Origin of the sequence: Clostridium chromiireducens, from assembly GCF_003575225.1 — a bacterium.
Lineage (GTDB): Bacteria > Bacillota > Clostridia > Clostridiales > Clostridiaceae > Clostridium > Clostridium chromiireducens.
The window spans coordinates 1,266,647-1,289,903 of record NZ_QXDJ01000001.1; the positions used below are offsets into that span (position 1 = coordinate 1,266,647).

Annotated in this window: 23 protein-coding genes; 1 reads left to right on the forward strand and 22 read right to left on the reverse strand. The window is 29.3% G+C overall.

Going from position 1 to position 23,257, the window contains the following annotated elements; translation table 11 throughout:
• Window positions 1-80: 80 nt before the first annotated feature.
• The 20 genes from D2A34_RS05000 to D2A34_RS05095 form a co-directional block, all read right to left on the reverse strand.
• The gene (locus D2A34_RS05000) at window positions 81-929 is read right to left on the reverse strand and encodes a YitT family protein (protein WP_079437959.1); all 849 of its coding nucleotides are present in this window, start codon (window positions 927-929) and stop codon (window positions 81-83) included.
• Between the two features lie 195 nt (window positions 930-1,124).
• On the reverse strand, window positions 1,125-2,069 hold the full coding sequence (locus D2A34_RS05005; RefSeq protein ID WP_079437957.1) for a transketolase family protein: 945 nt from the start codon (window positions 2,067-2,069) through the stop codon (window positions 1,125-1,127).
• Complete coding sequence (locus D2A34_RS05010) at window positions 2,069-2,890, reverse strand: transketolase (protein WP_079437955.1); 822 nt, start codon at window positions 2,888-2,890, stop codon at window positions 2,069-2,071. The genes D2A34_RS05005 and D2A34_RS05010 overlap by 1 nt, the downstream gene beginning before the upstream one ends.
• Before the next feature lie 276 nt (window positions 2,891-3,166).
• Complete coding sequence (locus D2A34_RS05015) at window positions 3,167-3,520, reverse strand: type II toxin-antitoxin system PemK/MazF family toxin (protein ID WP_009172938.1); 354 nt, start codon at window positions 3,518-3,520, stop codon at window positions 3,167-3,169.
• 10 nt (window positions 3,521-3,530) lie between these two features.
• Entirely contained in the window at window positions 3,531-3,779 is a 249-nt protein-coding gene (locus D2A34_RS05020) for a hypothetical protein (RefSeq protein ID WP_079437954.1), read from the reverse strand.
• A 243-nt stretch (window positions 3,780-4,022) separates the two neighbouring features.
• Window positions 4,023-4,652 (reverse strand): germination lipoprotein GerS-related protein, encoded by a 630-nt coding sequence (locus D2A34_RS05025; protein ID WP_079437953.1) that lies wholly within the window; start codon window positions 4,650-4,652, stop codon window positions 4,023-4,025.
• A gap of 65 nt (window positions 4,653-4,717) precedes the next feature.
• On the reverse strand, window positions 4,718-6,223 hold the full coding sequence (locus D2A34_RS05030) for an NAD(P)H-hydrate dehydratase (RefSeq protein WP_119365919.1): 1,506 nt from the start codon (window positions 6,221-6,223) through the stop codon (window positions 4,718-4,720).
• Complete coding sequence (gene acpS / locus D2A34_RS05035) at window positions 6,223-6,597, reverse strand: holo-ACP synthase (protein WP_079437949.1); 375 nt, start codon at window positions 6,595-6,597, stop codon at window positions 6,223-6,225. Before acpS ends, D2A34_RS05030 begins: the two co-directional genes overlap by 1 nt.
• Window positions 6,598-6,670: 73 nt before the next feature.
• Window positions 6,671-7,000 (reverse strand): DUF6514 family protein, encoded by a 330-nt coding sequence (locus D2A34_RS05040; RefSeq protein WP_119365920.1) that lies wholly within the window; start codon window positions 6,998-7,000, stop codon window positions 6,671-6,673.
• Between the two features lie 557 nt (window positions 7,001-7,557).
• A complete protein-coding gene (locus D2A34_RS05045) occupies window positions 7,558-7,905 on the reverse strand; it encodes a single-stranded DNA-binding protein (protein WP_079437947.1) in 348 nt (115 codons plus the stop codon).
• Between the two features lie 84 nt (window positions 7,906-7,989).
• Window positions 7,990-8,829: a YihY/virulence factor BrkB family protein gene (locus tag D2A34_RS05050; protein ID WP_079437946.1), complete on the reverse strand. Its 840-nt coding sequence runs from the start codon at window positions 8,827-8,829 to the stop codon at window positions 7,990-7,992.
• A 437-nt stretch (window positions 8,830-9,266) separates the two neighbouring features.
• The gene (gene dltC, locus D2A34_RS05055) at window positions 9,267-9,500 is read right to left on the reverse strand and encodes a D-alanine--poly(phosphoribitol) ligase subunit 2 (protein WP_079437945.1); all 234 of its coding nucleotides are present in this window, start codon (window positions 9,498-9,500) and stop codon (window positions 9,267-9,269) included.
• Window positions 9,501-9,630: 130 nt separating this feature from the next.
• Complete coding sequence (gene dltB / locus D2A34_RS05060; RefSeq protein ID WP_079437944.1) at window positions 9,631-10,776, reverse strand: D-alanyl-lipoteichoic acid biosynthesis protein DltB; 1,146 nt, start codon at window positions 10,774-10,776, stop codon at window positions 9,631-9,633.
• Complete coding sequence (dltA, locus tag D2A34_RS05065; RefSeq protein ID WP_119365921.1) at window positions 10,773-12,287, reverse strand: D-alanine--poly(phosphoribitol) ligase subunit DltA; 1,515 nt, start codon at window positions 12,285-12,287, stop codon at window positions 10,773-10,775. The genes dltB and dltA overlap by 4 nt, the downstream gene beginning before the upstream one ends.
• 126 nt (window positions 12,288-12,413) lie before the next feature.
• Entirely contained in the window at window positions 12,414-13,601 is a 1,188-nt protein-coding gene (gene dltD / locus D2A34_RS05070; RefSeq protein ID WP_119365922.1) for a D-alanyl-lipoteichoic acid biosynthesis protein DltD, read from the reverse strand.
• Between the two features lie 400 nt (window positions 13,602-14,001).
• Complete coding sequence (locus D2A34_RS05075) at window positions 14,002-15,312, reverse strand: nucleotide sugar dehydrogenase (RefSeq protein WP_079437941.1); 1,311 nt, start codon at window positions 15,310-15,312, stop codon at window positions 14,002-14,004.
• A gap of 110 nt (window positions 15,313-15,422) precedes the next feature.
• On the reverse strand, window positions 15,423-15,995 hold the full coding sequence (locus D2A34_RS05080) for an acyltransferase (RefSeq protein ID WP_079437940.1): 573 nt from the start codon (window positions 15,993-15,995) through the stop codon (window positions 15,423-15,425).
• A 28-nt stretch (window positions 15,996-16,023) separates the two neighbouring features.
• Window positions 16,024-17,205: a DegT/DnrJ/EryC1/StrS family aminotransferase gene (locus D2A34_RS05085; protein WP_079437939.1), complete on the reverse strand. Its 1,182-nt coding sequence runs from the start codon at window positions 17,203-17,205 to the stop codon at window positions 16,024-16,026.
• Window positions 17,206-17,623: 418 nt separating this feature from the next.
• On the reverse strand, window positions 17,624-19,906 hold the full coding sequence (locus tag D2A34_RS05090) for an ATP-dependent DNA helicase (protein ID WP_079437938.1): 2,283 nt from the start codon (window positions 19,904-19,906) through the stop codon (window positions 17,624-17,626).
• A gap of 155 nt (window positions 19,907-20,061) precedes the next feature.
• A complete protein-coding gene (locus D2A34_RS05095; protein ID WP_079437937.1) occupies window positions 20,062-20,652 on the reverse strand; it encodes a DUF1836 domain-containing protein in 591 nt (196 codons plus the stop codon).
• A 558-nt stretch (window positions 20,653-21,210) separates the two neighbouring features.
• On the opposite strand from D2A34_RS05095, the gene D2A34_RS05100 reads away from it, so the two are divergent.
• Window positions 21,211-21,456, forward strand: a complete 246-nt coding sequence (locus D2A34_RS05100; protein WP_012061035.1) for an AbrB/MazE/SpoVT family DNA-binding domain-containing protein — start codon at window positions 21,211-21,213, stop codon at window positions 21,454-21,456.
• 183 nt (window positions 21,457-21,639) lie between these two features.
• Here the strand turns inward: D2A34_RS05100 and rsmI are convergent, their stop codons facing one another.
• Window positions 21,640-22,485, reverse strand: a complete 846-nt coding sequence (rsmI, locus tag D2A34_RS05105; protein ID WP_079437936.1) for a 16S rRNA (cytidine(1402)-2'-O)-methyltransferase — start codon at window positions 22,483-22,485, stop codon at window positions 21,640-21,642.
• Window position 22,486: 1 nt separating this feature from the next.
• Window positions 22,487-23,236, reverse strand: a complete 750-nt coding sequence (locus tag D2A34_RS05110) for a tRNA1(Val) (adenine(37)-N6)-methyltransferase (RefSeq protein WP_079437935.1) — start codon at window positions 23,234-23,236, stop codon at window positions 22,487-22,489.
• Window positions 23,237-23,257: the final 21 nt, after the last annotated feature.

Sequence of the window (23,257 nt, forward strand, 5' to 3'; positions counted from 1 at the left end):
ACAAAATTAATTATAACATAAGAATTCTTTTTAATGTTATACAAATTTATTAAATATTATAGCTTTTATTACAATTACTGTTATTTTATATCATTAAATCCTTCTCCTAACACTTCATGCACTTCACCTACTGTTATGAAAGCTTCTGGATCCACTTCTTTTATATATTTTTTCAATTTTATGAACTGATTCCTACTTAGAACTGCATAAAGTATATCGCTTTCTTTTCCTGTATATGCACCCACTCCTTTTAAAAAAGTACATCCACGATCCAACGTATCTATTATATATCTACTTATCTCTTCACTTTTTTTACTAACAATGAATATACTTTTACACACATTAAATCCCTCTATAACTCTATCAATTATTATCCCAAGTAATATGATACTTAGCATGGAATATAAAGCAACATCTACACCAAATACTAAAGCACTTACAAGTGTTATTAAAAAATCAACTGCTAATATAGCTTTTCCTATATCTATATGAAAAAATATATTTAACATTTTTGCTAATATATCAGTTCCCCCTGTTGACGCATTTTCGTTAAATACAATCGCCATCCCAAAAGCTGAAATCAGTGCCCCAAAAATAGTTGCCATCATTAAGTCATTTGTAATTGCAACTGGTTTTAAAAATTCTTCAATTACCCATATTATTAATGATAGGCCCACACTTGCATAAATTGTCTTCACTCCAAATTTTCCATCAATAAATATAATAGCAACAATAAACAACAATACATTTAGTACTAGACTCACTATACCTATTGATAAGCTTGGTATAACAGCATTTAAAATTATTGCTATTCCTGTAACTCCACCTGCCGCTATATTGTTTGGTGCTTGAAAATATTCTATTGCAAATGCGACTAGAGCTATTCCTAATGTTATTACAATGTATTCTTTGAATTTTGATATTTTCATTTCATCTTCCCCTTCAATTTTTATTTATATTAAATTATCTTTTATAGTTTTCTCTGTTTATTTTTCGTTATTCAAAAATAAAAAATACAGGATACTTAGCTATTTCATGAGCCTTATATCCTGTATTTTACTATATTATATTTTATTATATTTAACCTAAAATTATTTTGACTATATTAAAAATTTAAGCATCAATTATTTCTTTAATGAAATAGCTTTTCTAGTATGCTCTACAATTGCTTCCACTGTTAAACCATAAACTTTTAAAAGTTCATTTGGTTTACCACTTTCACCAAAGGTATCTTTTATTCCTACTCTTACTACTGGAACCGGATATTCTTCTGCTATAACTTCAGCAACTGCTGAACCCAAGCCTCCAATTACACTATGTTCTTCCGCAGTAACTATTGCTTTTGTTTCTTTAGCAGCACTTACTAATAATTCTTTATCAATTGGCTTTATTGTATGTATATTTACTACTCTAGCATTAATTCCTTCTTTAGCTAATTCTTCTTTAGCTTCTAGCGCTAACTCAACCATCATACCAGTAGCAACTATAGTAACATCATCACCTTGCGCTAATGTTACACCTTTTCCAATCTCAAATTTATAATTTGCAGAATCATTTATAGTACTCACAGCTAATCTCCCTAATCTCACATAACAAGGTCCATTATATTCTGCTATTGCTAGTATTGCTGCTTCTGTTTCTATTGCATCAGCTGGATTTATTACAGTCATATTAGGGATACTTCTCATTAGTGATATATCTTCTATTGATTGATGAGTAGCGCCATCTTCTCCAACTGTTATTCCTGCATGAGTTGCACAGACCTTAACATTTAATTTTGGATAACATATTGAGTTTCTTATTTGCTCAAATGCTCTTCCTGCTGCAAACATTGCGAAAGTACTTGCAAATGGAATTTTTCCACAAGTTGAAAGACCAGCTGCAACTCCCATCATATTTGACTCTGCTATCCCCATGTTAATAAATCTTTCTGGAGAAACAGCTTTAAAATCTGCTGTCTTAGTAGATTTTGATAAATCTGCGTCTAATACAACAACATTTTTATTCATATTTGAAAGTTTTACTAACGCTTTACCATAAGCCTCTCTTGTTGCAATTTTATTCCCCATTAGTTTTCCCCTCCAATTTCCTTTAACGCTTGCTCACATTGCTCTTTATTGGGAGCTGTTCCATGCCACCCTGCATTGTTTTCCATAAACGAAACACCTTTACCTTTTATTGTGTTACATATAATCGCAGTTGGTTTTCCTTTGCATTCTTTTGCTTTTTCAATAGCATCTATAATTTCATCATAGTTATGTCCATTAATAGCCAAAACATTCCAACCAAAAGCTTCAAACTTTTTATCTATAGGACCTGGATTCATTACATCTTCTATATTTCCATCTATTTGAAGTCCATTATTATCTATAAACGCAGTTAAATTATCTAACTTATAGTGAGCTGCTGACATTGATGCTTCCCAAACTTGACCTTCTTCAAGCTCTCCATCCCCTAGAATTACATAAACTCTATAATCTTTCTTATCAAGTTTTCCGGCTAACGACATTCCTACCGCTGCAGAAATTCCTTGACCTAAAGATCCTGTTGACATATCAATTCCCGGTAAATCATTCATGTTAGGATGACCTTGCAATCTAGAGCCAGTTTGTCTTAAAGTATTCAATTCTTCAACTTCAAAATATCCTTTTCTAGCTAAAGCACTGTATAGAGCTGGCGCTGCATGCCCTTTTGACAAAACAAATCTATCTCTATCAGGGTCATTCACCCTAGATGTATCTATATTCATTTCCTTAAAGAATAATACTGCCATTATATCAGCTATAGATAAAGATCCTCCTGGATGTCCTGATGCTGATTCTGTAAGCATAGAGACAATATCTTTTCTCATTAGCTTTGCAACTTCTTCAAGTTTATATTCATTACTCATTGTACAACCCCCTGTTATTAATTCATTTGCTCATTCATAGTATGTTCTATTTTTAACATATTTATTCTAACATAGAAAATATTATTTGTATACATCAATAATAAATGTGTTATACTTTTATCGTTATAAATATCAATATATTATGTTATCAAACGCAAAAAGAGTAGCATATTTATTCAATTACGCTACTCTTCGAAATATCATATAGATAACAATATATTTATTATCTTGATTATATTTACTCTTATTTGATACCTATATAATTATTCCTATTCTTTAGCTCAAATTCAAGCTAACCGCTAAAGCCTTATCAACCTTTTTCATATCTGCTTCAGTCATATGTCCAATCTTTTCTTTCAACCTTCTCTTATCTAGTGTTCTTATTTGCTCTAGTAAGACAACAGAATCTCTATTTAATCCATACTCCTCTGATGAAATTTCAACATGAATAGGAAGCTTAGCTTTATTTATTTGAGATGTTATTGCTGCCACAATAACAGTAGGACTATATCTATTTCCAATATCATTTTGTATTATAATAACAGGTCTTATACCGCCCTGTTCGGATCCTATAACTGGACTTAAATCCGCGTAGAAAATTTCCCCTCTTTTTACTACAATGTTTGCCATTTTTAAATAATCACACTCCGCAAATCCATGCCTCATACTCATTAACATCATCTAACATATATTCAAAACCTAATTTAGAATATTCTAAGTTGATTTCAGCCATTTCTTGATACCCGTTTTTCATTAACATCTCAAAATCAGCTGAAAATCCTTCGTTAATATATTGTATTAACGATTTCTCCATAATTCCACTACTTTTTTTAATTTTATTACTTTTTATATTTTTGTTTTTCATAATATTTAGATTGTTTATTGACATATTTTCTCCTCCATAGCAGTAAAAAGTTCTTATTACTATGATTATATTGCAAATTATGTCAATTTGTCAAAGGATTTGTATTACTCAATTACCATGTTATGGCTAATTACATCCTTTTACTTTCTATTACAATTTTATTTTCCTCAATTTATATATGTACGCTTGATTATATCCTTTTTCAGCTTTGTTTATCATTGTATAATGTTAATGTTGGCTTGACTCAATTTTTACAATTCCTTTTAATTAAAATAAATCATCACTTAAGCTTTTTTCTTTTTTAAAATCTTTATAGTTAATTATTATTCTTTCCTTTCCACTATCATCTAAAACTTTCAACAATACTGGAGCTTCTTTATTTTTATCAATATAAAATTCCGCTTTGCTTAAATGCTTATTTTGACTTTGATATTGAATGTTAACTTGTAAATATACCCCATCACCCCATTCTGCCTTAACCTCTTTAATTTCATCGATTTGTGAATTTGATAGTATATTCTCCATAAATGCTAGTGGATAAATAACATCTATATCTTTTTCAATGGTATATTCATTATCCTCATTTCCTTCAACTCTAATTTCTCCACCATTGTAAACTTTAACTCTCCCTGACCCTTCCTGAAATTCTATTCTGGATCCTTTATCTGCGCTATGGTATTGCATTGTGCTTTCCTCAAATTGTGCCTTTGAGTTCTTAAATACATAATCTACTTTACTGCTATAATATTTTGTATTCTTCAACCCATTTATTATGTCTTCATTTGACGGCGTAACTACATGTCTTCCTAAAATCACCACCAGTATTATAAACACCGGAATCAACAAAACAGCACCTATTATTAATATCTTATTTAATATATTGTTTTTTAAATTCATAATTCCTCCAAATATTATTAGTACATTAATACTATTTATGAAAAGTTTGGAGAATTTATTCTTAATTAAATAATAATACTGTTAATTTCTTTAGGTAATTCTTTTATAATATCTCTTGCATTTACTATGTAAACTTCTTTTCCTAATTTATCAGCTATGTTACCATGAACATACGCACTAAAAAGAGTAGCTTTCTCTAAATCAATTCCTTGTGAAAGAAATGCATTTATTATTCCTGTCAATGCATCACCCATGCCGCCTGATGCCATTTTACTGTTTCCTGTTGGATTAATATAAGTATCTCTTCCATTTGAGATTACAGTATTATATCCTTTTAACAAAACAATTATTCCGTATTTTTCGGCAACTTCTTTTGTTATGTTAACTCTGTCTGACTCCACCTCTTCAATAGTCTTTCCTAAAAAGCGGGCCATCTCACCTGGATGTGGAGTAATAACTGCTCTTCCCCTTAAATTTCTTAATAATGCTTTATTATTCCCTATTAAGGTTATTCCGTCTGCATCAATTACAATAGGACATTTACTATTGTTAATTACTTGCTTTAATAGCCTAGCTTCTTCTTCTCCCGTTCCAATCCCTGGCCCAAAAGCGATAGAATTCGCACTTTTAATGATCTCCACCACATTGTTATTGTCCCAAGTTAACGTCATAGCCTCTATGAGCTTACTTGATAATGCCATCTGGACTTCTTTATTGCATAACAACGTAGTTAGGCCTGCACCTGATCTAATAGTGCATTCTGTAGTAATGAAAGCAGCCCCTGTAAATCCCATTCTCCCTGCTACTACTAATGCTCTTCCATAATTCCCTTTATGGCCATAGACTTGCCTTTTAAGAAGTAATTTTTTATACTCCTGATCTTCTAAAATCCAGACTTTTTTAGAATTATTGTTTTTTATAAATTCAGGAATACCTATCTTTAGCACGATAACTTCCCCAATAAAATGGACCGCTTTATAATTTAAAAATCCCTGTTTGATGACTTCAAATGTATAAGTAATATTCGCTTTAACAGCTATTCCTCTTTCAATTCCTAAATCACAATCTAACCCTGACGGAATATCTATTGACACCACAAACTTAGCGTATAGGTTTACATACTGTATAATTTCCTTAAACATTCCAGTTAGGTCTTTATTAAGACCAACTCCAAAAATCCCATCAACTACCACATCATAGCTCTTCAAATCATCAATAATATACTCATTTATGTCATCCTCTGACTTAATAAATAAAATATCTTTAGCATTAATTATGTGTTTTAAGATATTAAAATTAGTCTTAAAATCTTCTGTGTAATTTTCATCCCTACTTACAATATGAATCCGTACTCGCTTTCCTGCTTCTATTAAGTGTCTACATAATGCTAGGGCATCACCCCCATTATTGCCTTTACCACATAATATTAGAAACGACTCACCTTTATCCATTAACCCTCTAAATAGACCTATTGCAGCATTTTCCATAAGTATAATCCCTGGAATTCCCACGCTATCAATACTCTGTTTATCCATTTCTCTACACTGATTAGCCGAAAAAATTTCAAACATTATATTACCTCCATAACTGCATATGCTATTGCATTTTCTTTGTTATGTGAAATACTAACGTGTATTTTGAGTTCTTCTTTTATACCTAATAGTGTATAAACCCTGTCACTCAAATTTACAATCGGCTTTCCTAAATCATCTCTCAATACCTCAATATCTTTCAATCCAAACCCTCTAATCCCTGTTCCCATCGCCTTGCTAATAGCTTCTTTAGCCGCAAAGTTTCCAGCTATTACATTCCCTTTTAACCCTTTTAATTTAAAGTACTCTACTTCATTACTTGTAAATGATCTTTCAATAAAACTACTTGTTCTCTTTATCACTTTTTCTATTCGACCAATTTCTATTATATCTGTCCCAATTCCAATAATCATAATTTATCGCCTCTCTTAGTAATTTTATACTATGATACTAGCGTAAATATTCAATTATTTCTATACTTTTATTCTAATTTATAACTTTTTCGTCCACTCCAAGATCAAACTCATAAGCATGTTCATCTGCATAACTACCAACAATATCAATTAGATGTACTGGAGATACTTGATTACTATATAATTTCATAAGTAATTGCTTTACTTTATGCCTATGAATTGAAATTATATCTATACTTTCTCTTTCTAAATTAACACTTTTCAACCCAACATAGTCTTTTCTCTCGATTTCAATACCATATGCAGTTATTCCCCTAAATTCCCTTTTTGTGAGTCTATAAGCATATCTAAATTCCACATCCGAATCACTATTTATAGATGTATACTCCTCCACCAAATTCATAACTCTTCAACTCCCTCAATCATAAATCCTATTTACATACCTATACTATCACATAATATATTAATAAATTGTCAAAGCCTGTCCATGTTTTTAAAAATTATATTTTTTTTATTGACAATAAAACTTCTTGCTTTTGCTTTTACAACATTTAGATCTCCCATACTCTCTTTATTAAAATATGTTTTGTCGAAACATGATAATTATTGAATATAGAATCCTTAATTTAGATATTATTTCTCTGATATAATATAACATTTTTTAACAACAATCATTTATTATCATTTTACAAATAAAAAAAGAGCTTTTAGCTCTTTTTTTACCTCATAATCTCTTTTTTTGTCTCACCATAATTGAAAAATAATTCCTAGATATCGTTTACATATTTATTATAACACATTCATATATAATTACAACACTTTTTAATCAAATATTTTATTATTCTACATTTAATATCATTAAACATAGAATAATATTTCTATTTAGAGGACTTTATCTAAGGACTTTTTTTATAATTTCCATTACCTTAGATAAATTCCATTATCCACATAAATTATTTATTAATTCTCTAATACTTGATCTTGATTTTTCTTATTTTCTAAGAATTTAAAATCTTCTGCAACAACTTCTGCTATATACTTCCTATTTCCCTCCTTATCTTCATAACTACCTGTTCTAAGTCTTCCACTTAAAGTTATAAGACTTCCTTTTTTAACATATTTAACTATCACTTCAGCTTTTTTACCCCAAACCTTAATTGGTATAAAATCCGCTTCTCTAACTCCATCAGGTAATCTAAAATTCCTTTGCACAGCAATTGTAAATTTAGTATAGATTTTATCTCCATTCTCAGTGTGCCTAAGTTCAGGGTCCTTAACTACTCTTCCTAATAATATTATCTTATTCATTTTTTACCTCCTGAATATTTTTCCTCTAAAGTTATACCCATTTAAAGGATTTATATTCAATAAAATAAAAAATACTTCTAAAATCTATAAGTAACGGTTTCTATTTTTAATTTCAGCTATAACAAAATTTATTTCTACTCCTAAAATAAAAATGACCGATATTAGAAACAGCCAAGACATAAGTATAAATACCGCACCAAGGCTCCCGTAAAATCTAGAGTAATTACTAAAGTTATCAATATAAAACGAAAAAATAAAAGATACCAAAACCCAACCTAATGTACTAAATATAGAACCCGGAAAAACTTCCTTCCACCTAAGCTTTTTAGCTGGCGCTAATCTATAAATGCTTACAAATATAAATATCATTATTACAAATATAAAAGCATATCTAAAAATATTCCATATAATCAGCATTATTCTATAAAATGGCCTGATATTTCTTATATATTCACCTATTACATTACCAAATACCAACATTGTTAATGCTAGCATAATTGTTAAAGCTAACGCTAATATTCCCATCATAGAAATAAAAGAAAGCCTAATAAATGATCTATTTTCTTTGAAATTATAAGCTTTATTTATGCTTTTAATTATAGCCTTAAAAGCAGATGAAGATGTCCATATCATTAATACAATAGATATCCCTAATAGTCCTGTATACTGATTATCAAACACTTCCATGATTGTTGATTGAGTTAACTCTATTACACTTTTAGGTAACATAACACTTAATTGTCCTAATATATCGCCAGAACTCAAATTGCTAAATCCAATTAACGTCATTAAAAATAACATGAATGGAAAAAATGATAATACTAAATAATATGCTAATTGAGATGCCAACGCAAAAACATCATCCTTCTTTACTTTTACTATAAGATGTATCAATAAATCTAACTTATGTTTTGTAGTTATCATAAAATCACCAATTCCTAATTATTGTCTATAGCTAAAAATTTATTTAAGATATAATACTTATTTTATTCTATTTTTATATTTATATGTAGTTTTATAAATATAAAATAATTCTCTTTAAAATCAAAATATCCTCATTTAAAAATGATATAGGTATACAATCAAAGAGTTTAGTCTCTATATTTTGAAATATATAATATACTAGAATAAAAAGTTATTCTGTTGCTCAGTGTTGCGTTGAAAAAATGGATATGAGATTTCTTCAGTAAAAGTTGTTCCATTCCTGCATGCTCCCGAGCTGTATCTCAGGAGCATGCAGGAATGGTTAAAACTTTTACTGGTAGAAATTCATATCCATTTTCTAGCAACCGAAGCGACAGAATAACTTTTCTTTCGGCAAACTATATTTATAAACCCAAGTTATATACTGATTATGTATACTAATTCAGTTTATTATTTAGAAATTCTACTAAATTATTTACTGTTGCCATATCCTTTTTCTCCAAATCTGTAGGCTGTAATCTCAAACCAAAAACTTCTTCAATTTTTAATAAAACTTCTATAATTCCTAATGAATCAAGCAAACCAGCTTCAAATAAATCCTCATCCTTTTCATCCCTAATATCATCATTACCACTTACTTCTATTAATATATTTAACACTTTTTCTTCCATAACTACAAATCCCTCCTACTATAGTACATAAATACAATTTTATTTGATGTGCATAATCACTCTAATAAAGATAAACATTTTCACTCTATATTAATTAGTAATTTCTGAATTACCAGACATATTATTTCAACTAGGAGCCAAATAAATATCCTGAAAATAATAATAGCCCAAAGCAAGCTATATGAAATGTAGCTACTATTTCAATATACTGAAACCATTTTTCTTTTTTATGCGCTTTATAAAACTTTGATTTCCTCTGATATATATCTGTTCCTACTAAAGCCGCCCCCTGATAAAGTCCATATATAATATAGAACCACTTTAAATCATGCCAGGCTCCCATAATCAACATAGTAAGCAACTGTCCTATGTGAGATGCTACAAATCTATTTTTAAATCTCTTTTTTCTCATACTGTTTAGCACAAATCTAGAATATATATAGTCTCCAAACCATTTAGATAAAGATATATGCCATCTAGTCCAGAATTCTTTCATATCCTTGCTCAAAAATGGTTTGTTAAAGTTCTCAGGCATCCTTATTCCCAAAATATAACTTGTTCCCACTGCAAAAGCTGTATAACCTGCAAAATCAAAGAAAAGATACAGGCTGTATGCATACATATAGTTTAAGGAACTGCTGAACGTTATATGTTCTGAAATCTTACTCATCCATAATGCATTAATTAAATTTGCTAAAATAAATTTATATACAATACCTCTAATTATGCGCTTTATTCCATGATATAAATATTCATTAATATATTCGTTTCTACTTATCTTTCTTTCTAGATCATCTTCAAATCTTCTTGACCTATCAATCGGACCCGAAATCAATGTTGGAAAAAACAAAAAGAAATATAATGTTTTAATAATACTAACTTCTTTAATGGCTTCATCATATATCTCAATAATCATTTGTATAGCCTTGAAATTTAGATATGAGAGACCTATAAACCCAATACTTCTTTCAATTGTAATAGCAGATACTTTGAAAATAATTACTGGCGACATTGACAAAAATAAAACTATATAATATAAATACTTGTTATCTGTTTTTTTTCTTAAAACAGAATAGCCTTTAATTAATACAATCTCTCCAATTAAAAACAGCGGAAATATTTTACCCATACCCATAACTGCTATAATCATTAAAATCGATATGAATACTCCATAATATTTAATATTTTTTTCTAATACTCCCAAAATAACCGCTGGAATCAGAGCAAGCACGAGCACATACAGATAAAAATAATCACCGTATTGAACTAATGTCATTTTAAATCCTCCATAAGTTTCTTTCTGTCTATCTTACCATTTGTATTTAATGGGAATTCTTTTACAATCTTTATATTTCTAGGTATCATATATGATGGTATAAACTTTTTCAACTCGCTTTTTATAAGAGTCGAGTTTTTTAAATTCGATAACTCATTATCTTCATTTAGAACCACAAACGCTGTTAAATGCGAGATTTTATGTTCCTCGTTAAAAACTGGAAAGACTACTGTATTTTTTATATTTGTTACTTTTCTTAAATTATTCTCTATATCTTCAATTTCAATTCGGAATCCATTTAATTTTATTTGAAAGTCTTTTCTTCCACAATAATATATTATCCCATCTTCATAATATGCTAAGTCTCCAGTTTTATATCCCTGATTTCCTGCTTTATCCTTGAAAAATGCCTTATCTGTCATTTCTATATTATTTAAATATCCCTTACTAACACTGTTCCCAATTACAACAAGCTCGCCTTTTTCCTTTGGTTTTAATCTATTCCCTGACTCATCTATTATACCTAGCTCACAACTATCAATCGGATATCCTATTGGTATTCCTTTTTCTGACTCTATCATATTATTATCTATTTCTATGGCTGAAATTAGCACTGTAGCCTCTGTCGGTCCATAACCATTTATAATTTTAACGTTAGGAAATTTATTCATTAACTCTTTAACTAATTTTTTAGTTAATACTTCCCCTGCAAAAACAAATTTTGATAATCCACTTATTCTCATACTATTGAAATCATCAAATGTAACGCAAATTTCCGCTAGTGCAGGAGTTGATACCCAATGATTTATATTCGAACTTGCTAGCTGCGTAAATAGTGATTTTAAGTCTTCTAATGTATCTTTATTTAGAGAAAATAATGTTTTACCATTACCTAAACCAATAAAAATAGGAATTACTGAAACATCAAAAGAATACGACACTTGATTTAAAACTTTTTCTTCGCTGTCATCAAACTCTAAAAACTCTTCAAACCATTTTACAAATGTATCAATATTTCTTTTAGTAATTTGTACTCCTTTTGGTTTTCCTGTACTTCCAGAAGTAAACAATATATAACAATTATCCTCATCCTTAACCCAAGTTTCCTTAGATGCCAATTCGCTAAAATAAATATTTAGAATATCTTCTATCTGATCTCCCTTTACTTCTAATGCTGAATCTTCTTCCAAAGAAATATTAGTAAAGTTAAATATAACTTTAGGCTTTACCTCCTCTATAATTTCTCTCACTCTGTTTTCTGGAAATGTAATGTCTAGAGGTATATATGCTCTACCTGACTTTAAAGCTCCCATCATTACAGGTAATATATAATTATCCTTATTACCATATATAATAATTGGAGTTCTATCCTCGCCAAATTCTTTTAATAAATACATTGATATTTTATCTGAGTATTCTTTTAATTCTTTATAACTTAAGCATTTATCTAAACATTCAACTGCTATTCTATTAGTTAGTGCGAATCTTTCAATACTTTCTAATACTTTCATAATTTCATCCCTCTACCCTATTAAAATTGACTATATACAAATGGCAAATCTGATGCCGAATAGAAAAAGTATACCAATAATGCTGAAATCAATACAGTAGTAAATATTACTCCCCTATTTAAATCCTTATTGCTTATTAAAATGCTTATAAATTTCTTCACTTACCTTAAGCCACCCTTCTTTTCCTAGATGTTTTGCATCTGTTAAGAATTGTTTTTTATAATCATATTCATGCAAATCAAGAACATCAAATCCATTTTCTCCAGCTATATTTTTAACGGTTTTGTAATACTCATCCCTTTTATCTTTAGTAAGCTCTACATAATCATAATACCATCCATTAACTGGTGGCAACACGATATATGGTGCTATGTTAAGATCTTTACAAACACTTAAGAAGAATTTATAATCATCCATTTCTTTGGATTCCATAAGGTTTTCTGACTTACTCTCACCTCTATGCTTATCAATTTCTTCTTTTAAATTTTTATTATAATATTCATCATTTAAATTAAATTGATTGGTAGATATTATTTTATTATTTTCCTCATCAATTTTTGCATATTCTTTATTCCAGTCAATTTCTCTTAATGTTTGTCCATCTTTTTTATTTGGTAAATCTTTGAGCTCATTATAAATTAATGCTTTATCTTGAATATTTAATAAATATTTTTTGGCTATATAGTATGGTTCAAATGCAGCCTTCTGAATATTTGCAAATACGCCCGAATCTAGATAAAGTTTTGCATAATAGGCCTCTGCCGGGTACTTTTTAGCTTTTGTTAAAAAATCATATACTCTCTTAGCATAGTATTCCTTGTTTTCCTTGCTTATTTTAGAATTATTTAAAAATGCATAAAATTGTGTTTCCGAAAAATTAACCGCAAAATTATAAGGTTCCACAGCATTCTTATCCTCAAACCATTGAATTGAAAGAATATACACAACCTTTTGTTTATCTTTTATATCTCCTCCACCCAAATAGGCAGCTTGCTGCAAATTTTGAGAATACGCTCTTCCAAAGCAACTGAAATTATATTCTGCTCCCTTAAAAGGAAATAACTTCAATGGGTTTTGAGGTACATCAACTCCCATTTCAGAGGAGCCAAGCATAAATAAATCTCCTGCATCCGATAGCAGTTTCTTATCTAACGAGCTTTTATCTTTTATGTTATCTGAAAATTTTTTTCCCATTAAATTAATATCTTTTTCTTTTATTAACACATTTATCTTTTCATCCAATACTGAATTTATTAAAGTTGTTATAAAAACAGCTATTATCATAGGTATCAATATACTAAGTACTTTTTTCATTTTATAGTAACCTCTTTGTCGTTAAACTATGGCAAAATTATAATATTTAATATTTAAAGTTAATTTATTCTATACTTATAATATTATTCATTTATAGTGGTGTCAACAAAGCATTCATTAATATAAAAAATTTAATATTAAATTAAGATATTTGAAAGAAACTAAATACCAATATCTTTATTAAAGAATATTTACTATCTTTACTAATGTGTATATATACTTTTAATAATAAATCAAATATATAATATTTAGGTAGGTGTCTGCGAAATGCTTAAAGTAGCAACAAAACACAAATAGAATACATATATGTGAAGCAGGCAGTGAAATTTTTCACAGTACTGCAGAACATATATGTATTCTATTTCGCTTGTTCATTTCTTCACTTTGAGTATTTCACAAACTATAATTTATAAATCTTTTCTCTGTTATTCGTAACATTCTTAGTTGCATTCCTTGTATCATATACAACCTTAGCTCTAGTTACGATTGATTCATAATCATAGCAGCCATGATTTGTTGTTATAATAACTATGTCCGCATCGTCTATAACCTCTGTCCAGTCTACTGAATGATAAACTTTACCTTTATACTTCGATATTGGGCAATAAGGATCATTTACCATAAGGTCAGCACCATTCTTTTCTAATAATTCTATAACTTTAAATGCTGGTGATTCTCTATAATCATCAATATCATTTTTGTATGCAACACCTAATAATAGAACTTTAGCTCCATTTAGTGCCTTCTTATTCTTATTTAATATTTTCATTACATTATCTAATACAAACTCAGGCATCGAATCGTTTATTTCTCCCGAAGTTTCAATTAATCTTGTATGATAATCATACTCTTTAGCTTTCCATTCCAAATAAAATGGGTCAAGCGGAATACAATGTCCTCCTAAACCTGGACCTGGATAAAACGGCATAAATCCATAAGGCTTAGTCTTTGCTGCATCTATAACTTCCCATACATCTATTCCCATTCTGTTACAAAGAATAGCCATTTCATTAGCTAAACCAATGTTTATATTTCTAAAGGTATTTTCTAAGATTTTTTCCATTTCAGCTACAGCTGGTGATGATACTGTATGAATATCACCTTCTAATATATTTTTATATAGTGCAGCTGCAACTTCCGTACAGTCAGCTGTGCATCCTCCAACAACCTTTGGAGTATTTTTGGTATTAAATTCCTTATTACCTGGATCAACTCTTTCTGGTGAAAATGCTAAGAAAAAGTCTTCTCCACATTTTAGTCCACTCTCTTCTAGAATTGGTTTAAGGACCTCTTCAGTCGTCCCTGGATATGTAGTACTTTCAAGTATAACAAGCATCCCCTTGTGTAAATATTGCGCTACACTTTTTGTTGAATCTACAACATATGATAAATCTGGTTGCTTATATAAATCTAATGGAGTAGGTACACATATACAAATAGTATCAACATCTTTCACGAAGCTAAAATCTGTAGTAGCTCTTAAAATCTTATCCTTAACTATTTTTTTTAAATTTTCATCTACAACATCACCAATATAATTCTTACCTTCATTAACCATATTTACTTTTTCTTCTTGAACATCAAACCCTATAGTTTGATAACCTGCATTAGCTTTTTCTACTGCTAATGGTAATCCAACATAGCCAAGTCCAACTACGCCAACTTTTGCAGTTTTATTATTTATTTTATCTAATAATTGTTGTTTTAACATTTTATACCTCCTGTAATTCACAGCTACAATATTTATTAACAACACAACTTATAAAGTTAATCCATGCATAATTATATTATGTTGCTAATAATTACAATAATCCTTTATCACTATATACAGTCAACTTTTTCTTTATCTTTGCTATATTTCTTTCCGCAAACACTACATATTGCCTGATTATCCTTAAACCTTAGCTTTTCTCCACATTGACACACATATCCCAGCAAGCTCGCTGGATTACCTACCACCAACGCATAATCAGGTATATGTTTTGTAACTACAGCTCCAGCTCCTATTAAAGCATACTTTCCTATGTTATGACCACATACAATCGTTACATTGGCACCGATAGATGCACCTTTTCCAATTATGGTATCCTTATATTCATTTTTTCTTTCAATAAAGCTTCTTGGATTTACAACATTAGTAAATACACATGATGGTCCTAAAAATACATCATCTTCACAAATTACGCCTGTATAAACAGATACATTATTTTGTATTTTTACTCCATTTCCAATTTTCACTCCGGGTGATATTACGACATTCTGTCCAATATTGCATTTTTCACCTATTTCACAATTACTCATCACATGAGAGAAATGCCATATCTTTGTTCCATCACCTATTTTAACATTATTATCTACATAACTTGACTCATGTACAAAATAATTCTTATCCATAAATTAATCCTCACATTCAATCTTAATACTATGCTTTTATACTTTCAACTATATAATTTATCTCATTTTCTGTTAACTCTGGATAAACTGGTATTGCAAATGTTCTATTTGATAAGTATTCTGCAACAGGCATATCACCTTCCTTGTAACCAAGGTCTTTATATACCTTTTGTAAATGTAATGGAATTGGATAATACACTCCTGTAGCTACTCCTTTTTCTTTAAGCCTACTTAACATAGACTCTCTATCATCACTTTGAAGCACATATTGATGATATACAGTTTCATTTTCCTTATCAATAGTAGGTACTACTACATTTGAGTCCTTTAATTCTCTATCAAATATCTTAGCGATTTCTCTTCTTCTTTCATTCCAAACATTTAAGTGCGGAAGCTTAACTCTTAAAATTGCCGCTTGAATAGCATCAAGTCTTGAATTAAATCCAATCAAATAATTATAATATTTTAATGGATTATATACAGTGTCATCTCCGCCTTTGAAAGTTTCTACTTCTTCTGTTATGTTATTTAGTAAATTGTATGCTCTTTGCCCATTTTCTCCACTTCCATGTGTTCTTAGTGCCGTTGCTATAGTAGCAATACTATCGTCATTTGTAACTATCATTCCACCATCACCGGCACACGAAAGATTCTTAGTTGGGAAAAACGAAAAACAAGCCACATCACCTAAAGTTCCTACCATTCTTCCTTTATATTTGGAACCTACCGCTTGAGCTGCATCTTCTATTACTTTTAGTTTATATTTTTTTGCTATTTCATTTATTTCGTCCATTCTAGCACTTTGCCCAAAAATATGGACTGGTATAATAGCTTTTGTCTTTTTTGTGATCTTTTCTTCTATCTTAGTCGGATCTATATTAAATGTTTCCTTTTCAACATCAACAAAAACAGGTGTTGCACCCACTGCTGAAATAGCTTCTGCTGAAGCAAAATAAGTAAATGTTGAAGTTATTACTTCATCTCCATTTCCTATTCCTAAAGATTTTAATGCAATAACCAACGCATCAGTTCCATTTCCTACCGATATGGCATGCTTAACTCCTATATATTCCGCAAATTCTTTTTCAAATTCTATTACATTCTTACCCATAATATAATTTGCAGAAGAGAGTACCTCTTTAGTTACTCTATCTAAATCTTCAGCAATAGACTTATATTGAGCTTTTAAATCAATTAATGGAATGTTCATTTTCCTCGCTCCTTAATTCTACTTCAAATATTATTCTTATTTACTCATAATAATTAGAATTCTCCACATTTTGAAAAATTCTTGGTTGTGTTAATAACTAAATTAAACTTATTAAATATCATATATTTAATAATAGTACATTTTATTCCACAAAACCAACATGAATATTTTAACATACTTAAATAGATAAATAAACTTTTTGTTTTACTAAGTTTAAGGCATATTCAAAAAATAACAATTCTACATTCTAATCTATTTTGCCTCAAATTTTATCAGTATATTTACTAATAGCCTATTGGGCAAATATGTTTCTCTGCTTGAGAAACATATATACATTGAAAGAGAGCAGCTACGCTGCATATAATAACATTTCATCGCACAATAGACTTTTTTATTTTCTTTAATATGCATAATATTGTCAATATTTATTTATAGGATACCACTCACTAGGTAGCAGCATATTATATTTACTAGTTATATACCTATCATCAATAAGCAAAACTCTCCCCATATCACTTTCTGTTCGTATTACTCGTCCTACAGCCTGCTGGACTTTATTTATACCCGGAAATACATAAGCATAGTCATATCCATTTTCCTTATAGAAATCTTTTATTATTTCATTCTTCATATCTATCATTGGATATCCAACCCCAATTATTATACTCCCTATTAATTGTTCTCCTGGCAAATCGATTCCCTCTGAAAACATACCTCCAAGCACACAAAACATTATTAGGTTATTGCAGTTCTTGAAACTTCGTAAAAACTCACTTTTTTCTTCCTCACTCATATTAGGTTTTTGTTTTAAAATCTCGAACTTTTCTATATTTGAATTATTGACTTCATTATACAACATCTCCATGTACGCGTATGAAGGTGAAAATACAATGTAATTTCCAATTTTCTCATTTACAAAATTGTAAATTTTACTTTTCACTAGTTGCAACGTTTTTTGCCTATAGGCATATCTAATATTAATTGCACTAATATAGACCTTTAGATTTTCTTTTTTAAATGGTGATGGAAGTTTTAATCTATATGTTTCATCATGCCCTCCAAGCATACTTATATAATATTTAATTGGTGATATAGTCGCTGAGAAGAAAATCGCAGAATAGCATCTTCCTAAATATTCTTTTAAGTTTTTAGATGGATCTACGCAAAACAATGTCACTTTAAGTTCTTGAGATTCTTTTTCTATACAAGTCCTATAATTTTCATCATATAATTGCATTGTGGAAGTGAATGCATTTATATCAAAGTATAACTGTAATATATCTTCATAACCATCGAATTTATTTCCTCTTACTAATATCTCTTCACTTTCTTTTAAATAGAGTTGTAAGTACTTACTCAATTCTTTAGGAGCATCCTCTTCATAAAACCATTCAACCTCTTTATGATCGCATTCATTTCTTAAATCAATAAAGCAATTGTTAATTTTACCCAACACAGAATGCAATTTACTCAACTTACCTTTAGCTAGCTTTTTGCATTTTAGTATTTGACTTTTTGAAAGCGATGCTGAATACATATTTCTTGCCCTGTCTGTTAAGTTATGTGCTTCATCAACTAAAATTATATTCCCTTTACTATCTAATATTCTTCCTAACGACACCCTTGGATCAAAGACATAATTATAATCGCCTATAATCCCATCACAATAAAGACTTAGATCTAGAGAAAGTTCAAACGGGCATACTTCATGTTTTTCAGCATATTTCTTCAATATTTCCGAGGAAATTCTTTCTTCTCTCTCAATAATGTAAAATATTGCATCTTTCACTTTTTCATAGTAATTTTTAGCATATATACATTTTTCAGGATTACAATCAAAAGTAGTGTTTATGCAGACTTTTTCTTTTGCAGTAATTACAATACTTTTAAATTTCAGACCACCTTGCCTTAATTTTTCGAAAGTATCTTCAGCCACTTCTTTGTTTATAGTTTTAGCAGTTAGATATATTATCCTGTTTCCTAGCCCTTCCCCTAATGCTTTAATAGATGGAAAAATAGTTGATATGGTCTTACCTATCCCTGTAGGCGCCTGAGTAAATAGCATTGATTGAGCCTTTATTGTTTGATAGGATATATTAATTAATTTTCTTTGACCCTCTCTATATCTTTCAAACGGGAATCTTATACTTCTTATAGAATTATCTCTAGCATTTTTTTTCTCCAGAACTAAAATACTAAATTCCTCGTATTCTTTTAATATATTAAAAACAAATATGTTTAGCTCATTTATTGTGAATTTCTTTTCAAAGCTTTTCACTTCATTTGTCTCAAGCTGCATATATGATAACCTAATATAAATCTCTTGAATTCCATTTTGTTTTCCATAAATAAGAGCATATACTTTTGCCTGTGCCCAATGCACCTCATTAGAATCATCAATATATGCAAAACTCTTATATGTAGATTTTATTTCCTCAATGATAACTCTATCATCTTGAATTATTCCATCTGCTCGCCCTTCAATATTTATTATGCTTCTATCCATTTCAAACTCATGAGATAGATACACCTCTTTTTGATATTCCTCATAGACCTTCCCATTATCCTCTTGAATTTTTTGGTGTGCTTTTATACCTTCTGTAGCTCTTGCACTTCCCGAAAATCTATTGTCTATATCACCTTTCTTTAAGCAAAACTCAACTAAATTTCTTACAGATTCTCTTATAACAATCTTTTCCATAATCTATTCCCCTCTGTAATCAATTTTAATATCTTAAAATCACGAGTACTTTTAATTCTACTATATCTATAAAACACTTACTTAATAAGCTTGAATAATACAACCGCTTATTAAGTAAGTGTTTTAACTTTTATATTTATCTATCCTTATACAGTCTATTCTGTTTCATATTCGTTAACTATTCTTTGAACTAATTTCTTAATAACACTTGCTTTTGCTATTAATGATAATACTAATAAGAAAATTTTTATTCTTTCTTCGTCTTTTTCTTTTAAATCAAAATTCTTTATTAACTCTTCTAATCTATCTTCATTATTTAATGATGCAACTAAATAATCATCAAAACTCTCTTTTTGAATTTGCACAAAAGTTTTATAGGTCTCTTCCCAAGACAATATGTCATCTGTTCTATCGTTGACTTCATTAAACGCTAGTCTAAAAACTTTTTTTATTTCTTCTGTAGTTAAAAGAGGTCTCATGTGACTTAATAAAACCAATTGTATTAAGTGTACTTTAGTATATCCTCTTTTCTTACCGTCTTCTGGTTTAGTTATAACCTCACTTTTGGTATAATTTTGAACTATATTATTTGTAAACTTTTCATTTGCAAATTTATCGTTTAGATAATCTATGACTTGAGATAAAAACAGATCATACTTCGGAAGATCTTCATATGAAATCGAACTACTTTTAGACATTTCTTCTGCCAAATCTTTTATATAATTAGAGTCAAAATTTTTTTCCATCCCTATACACCTATACTTTCCAATTTTAAATATATTATATAGTAGTCATCAACTGATTACAAGGTACCTCAAACATCATTAACAAACTTATTCTTTATGATTCTAAACTCTCCTTAAGCTATTATTATTATACGGCAGATATACATCTTTTTAAATAGAAAACATAAAAAATATCTAATTTATGTAACCAATCGACATAATTATTTACATTATCCTCATTTTCATGTTTTACCCTATAAATTCAATTTATGCTTTTATATGTAAAACAATTCTTAGTACCAAAAGTTTAATTTTATCCTCAATGCAGTATTCTAGGTGATTTGATGATTTTCTTCTAAACTTCCTTAATCTGCTTTTTTAAAATAAATATTATAATTTTACAAATAAATGCTCTTGACTTTTCTAAAATATGGTAGTATATTTTATGTAAGATGTTTTTTAACGTTGAAATTTGTAATTTTTTAATAAATTAAAGTGAAATATCCATTGACTTTATATTACATACTTGGTAATATATCATAGTAGAATGTCGAATCATGGAATTAGGAGGAGTTTTTTATGAAATCAACAGGTGTAGTTAGAAGAGTAGACGAGTTAGGAAGAATAGTTATTCCTATAGAACTTAGAAGGACTTTAGATATCGCTGAAAAGGACGCATTAGAAATTTATGTAGACGGCGAACAAATAATCTTAAAGAAATATGAACCAGCTTGTATTTTCTGTGGAGATGCAAGAGATGTAATTAACTATAAAGGTAAAAATATCTGTACTAAATGTTTAGATGAAATTAAAACTAATAGATAAATTTTACACACTTAATTTCCATTATCATATAGATTTATGATTTTTAATAGACTATCTCCTTTATCGAGATAGTCTATTTTTTCATTATGGAATTCAACAAAATAGAACTAAGTATTTTTTTGCTTTCTTGAATTAATATTGAAGTTTTTATCTTACCAAAATATAGATTACAATTTGGTGTACTTATATATTAGTCGAGAATTTATATACTTCACTCTTTGGCAATTCTCTTTCTTTAGCAACAAGCTTTATAGCTTCTTTCTTTGGAATGCCATCATTTATATATTTTATTATATGCTCCTCAATAGATAAATTGATCCAAGTTTCCTTTTGTTCTTCCTTTATTTCTTCAATCCTTTTTCCCTCTAATACAAGTACAAACTCTCCTCTTGGTTTACTTTTCAAAAAATATTCTATGGCTTCCCCTATAGTTCCTCTATAAATTTCTTCATATATCTTCGTCAATTCTCTACATACTGCAATATTTCTATGGCCAAAAGTTTCTTTTAAAAATGTTAATGTATCTATTAATCTGTGCGGCGCCTCATAAAATATAATCGTTTCTTGACTTAACATAAGTTGATCCGTTATTGCTCTGCGTTCCTTATTCTCTCTGGGCAAAAATCCTCTAAATAAAAATTTCGTAGTATCTAATCCTGAATAAACTAAAGCTGTAGTTATAGCAGTTGCTCCTGGAAGCACCTCAAAATCAAGTCCTTCTTCTATACACCTTTTTACTATTACACTTCCTGGATCTGATATCCCAGGCGTTCCAGCATCAGATACCAATGCAATATTTTTCCCTTCAGTAAGCATTTCTATAATCTTATCACTCTTGATTTGCTCATTGAATTTATGATAACTCAATAAAGGCTTTTTTATTTCAAAATGATTTAATAATTTTAACGTCTGCCTAGTATCTTCAGCCGCTATTATCTCTACGTCCCGCAAAGTTTCCAATGCTCTTAGTGTTATATCTTTCAGATTACCAATAGGAGTTGGTACTAAATATAATTTTCCATTTTCCATACTATATCCTCCAATATATTGAGTCTATTTCCTTAGTATACTTCCCATTATCATCATAAACATATAATGGTGCATCCCACTTCAAGTATGCTCCTCCATCCCTTTGTCCTTCAACTAATACTATATTAGGAGCTTTACCTATTTTAGGATGGATCATTTTTACTCTCTTAGGCTCTATTTTATATTTTCTCATCAAAGTGAAAATATCAGCTAATCTTTCAGGCCTATGTATCATAAAAAGCCTCCCATTATCCTTTAATAAAATCCTAGATGCAATAATTACATCTTCTAAATTACATAATATTTCGTGCCTAGCAATCGCTAACTTATCATTAGTATTTATAATTCCAGCGCTATTCAATTTATAAGGAGGATTTACAGTGACTACATCAAACTTTTCAAATTGCTTTAATTTGCCTATATTTTTTAAATCTCCTTGAAAAAATTTAATTTGTTCTCCTAGTAAGTTTAATTTTGCACTTCTCTTTGCCATGTCAACCATTTCTTCTTGAATTTCTAATCCATATACGCTTTGTGGCCCATACTTTCCATATAACAAAAATGGAACGATCCCTGTTCCCGTGCATAGATCCATTACTTTATGCTTACTTTTTACATTAGCGAAATCTGATAGCAAAACAGCATCTATTCCAAATTTAAATCCATCCTTTTTTTGGATTAGATTTAAACCTTTAAGTTGCAGATCATCTATAGTTTCATCTTCTCTTATATATTCTAATTCACCATTCATATTATTCTTCCCTTACTTTAT